Source organism: Microcystis sp. LE19-10.1B (genome assembly GCF_027530565.1).
In the GTDB taxonomy this organism is placed as follows: Bacteria; Cyanobacteriota; Cyanobacteriia; order Cyanobacteriales; family Microcystaceae; genus Microcystis; species Microcystis aeruginosa.
The window spans coordinates 1-3,635 of record NZ_JAPZQM010000273.1; the positions used below are offsets into that span (position 1 = coordinate 1).

6 protein-coding genes are annotated in these 3,635 nt (G+C 41.7%); 4 read left to right on the plus strand and 2 right to left on the minus strand.

Features of this window, described 5'->3' with window-relative positions; all coding sequences use genetic code 11:
• Nucleotides 1-116 precede the first annotated feature (116 nt).
• The 4 genes from O9332_RS09830 to O9332_RS09845 all read left to right on the plus strand — a co-directional run bounded on the left by O9332_RS09830 (nt 117) and on the right by O9332_RS09845 (nt 2,321).
• Nucleotides 117-461 carry a hypothetical protein gene (locus O9332_RS09830; protein WP_002758494.1) on the plus strand — a complete coding sequence of 115 codons (345 nt, stop codon included), beginning with the start codon at nt 117-119 and terminating at the stop codon, nt 459-461.
• 20 nt (nt 462-481) lie between these two features.
• The gene (locus O9332_RS09835; protein WP_002758495.1) at nt 482-883 is read left to right on the plus strand and encodes a hypothetical protein; all 402 of its coding nucleotides are present in this window, start codon (nt 482-484) and stop codon (nt 881-883) included.
• An 8-nt stretch (nt 884-891) separates the two neighbouring features.
• The gene (locus O9332_RS09840; RefSeq protein WP_002758496.1) at nt 892-1,065 is read left to right on the plus strand and encodes a type II toxin-antitoxin system HicB family antitoxin; all 174 of its coding nucleotides are present in this window, start codon (nt 892-894) and stop codon (nt 1,063-1,065) included.
• 389 nt (nt 1,066-1,454) lie between these two features.
• Entirely contained in the window at nt 1,455-2,321 is an 867-nt protein-coding gene (locus O9332_RS09845; RefSeq protein WP_288025197.1) for a 6-pyruvoyl trahydropterin synthase family protein, read from the plus strand.
• Between the two features lie 280 nt (nt 2,322-2,601).
• On the opposite strand, the gene O9332_RS09850 is transcribed toward O9332_RS09845, so the two are convergent.
• Nucleotides 2,602-3,411: an SDR family NAD(P)-dependent oxidoreductase gene (locus O9332_RS09850; protein WP_288025194.1), complete on the minus strand. Its 810-nt coding sequence runs from the start codon at nt 3,409-3,411 to the stop codon at nt 2,602-2,604.
• Nucleotides 3,412-3,446: 35 nt separating this feature from the next.
• On the minus strand, nt 3,447-3,569 hold the full coding sequence (locus tag O9332_RS09855; protein ID WP_288025201.1) for a hypothetical protein: 123 nt from the start codon (nt 3,567-3,569) through the stop codon (nt 3,447-3,449).
• Between the last annotated feature and the right edge of the window lie 66 nt (nt 3,570-3,635).

The following is a 3,635-nucleotide window of genomic DNA, read 5'->3' on the forward strand; positions in this document are numbered from 1 at the left end:
AAATCCTTATCTGGCAAGAGACTTAATTGATTAGTTCGCTCTAGAGCAAAAACAATTGACAAAAATCGCTAAATGCTTTTCTATATAAGGGTTCCATCCCTTATAACCCCCGTCCATTGCATAACAATTACCGAAGAGCCGAATATCACAGAGTCAAGCAAAATATTATTCCGAAAATCCTACGAGTTCAAAAGGACGCAAATAATAATATTCAATGCTTACTCGAAGCCTCAAATTTATTTGCCGCTCAACTAATGATATCGTTTTACTATACGGACGAAGATGGGTTTGAAGTATTAATCGGTGAGGGGTTTGTTAAAAATGTACAAAGCGATCAAAAAATACAGACAGTTCTCGACCAGCCAGAAGCGGGCTATCAAAATGTTTTAGACAGATTAGCTAATAACGAAGACAAAATTATTCAAAGAATCAAAGTCAAACCGAGTATTTATAAAAAATAATTAAACCTGTAGAGGAAATTATGGAAAACGTCACAGAAATTCCCCTTTTATCCCCCAAAGGAACTTTTCCTGCCACGGTCGTTAAGGTTATTGACGACTATAAATTAGTAATGAATAGAGGTGAACAGAACGGAATTCGAGAAGGTCAAAGAATGATGGTTTATCGTATCGATGACGAAGAAATATTAGATCCCCATACTGGCGAATCTTTAGGGTTTCTCGAATTAGTAAGAGGTACGGGAAGAATTATTTTCGTTCAAGATAAAATATCTATAATTGAAACCGATCAGAAAAAAACTTATAGAAAAAGAATAGAAAATTCTTCTTTGGGATTGAGGAGTTATAAATCTGAAGTGGTAGAATCCGATGAATTAAAACCTTTTGATAATGCTCAAGTTGGCGATTTAGTCAAACCTATTTAGACCTATCGATGGAACAACCAATATTAAAATACTTTCTGTCTCTTAAATATCCGATTTCAATTTATCCCGAAGAAGAAGGAGGATACACGGCATTAATTCCCGATTTACCCGGATGTATGAGTCAGGGTGAAACTTTAGAAGAAGTGATTATTAATATTGAAGAAGCGAGCGAATTTGGATAGAGACGGTTTATTTTGGTAGATCTTTTTGCGTAGGTTGGGTTGAACGAAGTGAAACCCAACAACTGAGGGTTTCTGTCGGGTTTCGTGACCTCAACCCGACCTACGAATTTACTTTTTTGCCCACTAAAGTATCCCATCTCGATTGCTCCTAAAGAAGAATTGAGGGAGCTAGAAAGTTATGGATAGAGACAGTTTATCATAGTGGTAAAAAAGTAATTCCTTCACCTTCTCAAAGATAAATTTTCTCACTCTCGACTCACAGCGATCGCATTCTGCCGGAATTGAGGGATAACTTTCTCCGGTCCGCAAGCCGGAGGAGACAAAACTGGTTTATGCTAGAAAGAGTTACTCTTAACGTAACTTTACAAAGTCATCGATCGCCCACATTTATGGATTGCATCATCAATCGTCGAGCGCGGTTTTCAGCCAGCCATCGCTATTATCTACCAGAATGGGACGAAGCCGAAAATCAAAGACGTTTTGGTCTTGGTAGCCGTTTTCCCGGTCATGGTCACAATTACGAATTATACGTCTCCCTATACAAAGAACTCAATCCTTATGGCATGGTGGAGAATCTCTCCACCGTAAAACAGGTAATTAAACGAGAGATAACCAGTCAATTAGACTACTCCTATCTCAATCAAGTCTGGCCGGAATTTCAGCAAACCCTACCCACCACAGAAAATATCGCCAGAGTTATCTGGCAAAGATTAGCACCCTATTTACCATTGGTCAAAATTCAACTATTTGAACACCCCGAATTGTGGGCAGAATATCAAGGAAAAGATATGGAAGCAACTTTAACCATCAAAACCCATTTTAGTGCCGCTCATCGTTTGGCTTTACCGCAATTAACCCTGGAACAAAACTCGGAAATCTACGGCAAATGCGCCAGGGTAAACGGTCATGGCCATAATTATCACCTAGAAGTATCCGTGGCGGGGGAAATCGATCCCCGCACCGGTATGATTGTAGATCTAGGGGATTTACAAAAAGCGATCGATGAATTGGTAGTAGAACCCTTCGATCATACTTTTTTAAATAAGGATATTCCCTACTTTGCCGAAGTGGTTCCCACCGCGGAAAATATTGCCTTACATATCGCTCAACTATTAGGGGAACGGATCCGCCAATTAGGAGCCGAATTAGATAAAGTTAAACTGATTGAAAGTCCCAATAATTCTGCGGAAATCCACTGTCGTGGTTTGGTTCAAGCTCCCCGACAACTTCTAGAAAAAACCCTGACAGCCGTTTAATTGCCTGTTAGTTAAGGTGATTAGGGTGAGCATGGCTCACCCTGATGGATTTAATTAGGGTTTGCTGAATAAATCTAAAAACCTTGTTGGATAACGCTTTTAGACTTTTTTTGCCTCAAAAAGTGCCGACCTTTGGAGTGATTGGGGGGAAAATCCCTGGACTTTTTTCCTGAAAATTAGGTAATTGACCACATGAAAATGAGTAAAACCCCACACCCCACACCCCACACCCCACACCCTACCCCCAGGAAAAACTTTTTCACCAGACCCTAATTAAACCCTAGTTAAACACTTCTCGCCATCCTCGCTTTCCTTTGCTTTGGCGTAAGGGAGAGGCTAAATCGACAATTTTCTCGAGCAGTTTCGGGGCCAATTTTTGACACCAAAGAGCTAGATGACTTTGCCAACCGACGACAATTTCCGTTTTGTCCCTATTTAACCCGGTAATTAGGGTTTGGGCGACTTCTTCGGCGCTCATCGGTTTTAACCATCGAAATAACTGCAATTCTCGCACCATATCCGTATCGGTTAAAGAGGGTAAGAGGGTGACAACTTTGATGTTGTGTTCCCGTAATTCCGACCTGAGAGCTTGACTAAAACCCAAAATGGCAAATTTGGTGGCCGAGTAGGTAGCAAAGCTAGGAGCGGCAATTTTACCCATCATGCTGGAAACATTGACAATCGTTCCCTGTCCCCGAATTGCCATCCGGCGGGCAATTAAGCGAGTAACCGTGTACATGGCCATCAGATTTAAAGATATTTCTGCTTGCACTTGCGAAAATTGCGAGCGTAGAAAGGGGGTTTGATGGGCAATACCGGCACAGTTAACGAGGATATCGATGCCGCGGCATTCTTGCCAAACGCGGATAATTGAAGGACCAACAAGGTCATTTTCGGTTAAATCTAGGGCTAAAGGTGTGGCAATGACCCCTAGGGACTCAATTTCTTTGGCTAGTTTTTCTAATCGCTCTTGATCTCTGGCAACAATCACAATTCTGCTTAAACCTTGTCGGGCTAATTCTAAGGCGATCGCTCGTCCAATACCCCGGGATGCCCCCGTGACTAGGGCAGTTTTTCCCTGTAATTTCATGATCAAACTCCTGTTTTAAGCAACAGTACGGGAATTTATTGGTTTTGCTTCTGAAATCTTTGATTTGTGCATCTATACCCTACATAGGGTTTGCTGAAAAAGCTTTTCCTGGGGGCAGGGTGTGGGGTGTGGGGTGTGGGGTGTGGGGTTTTACCCATTTTCAGGGGGTCAATTACCTAATTTTCAGGGAAAAAGTCCCGGAATTTTCCCCCCAATCACTCCAA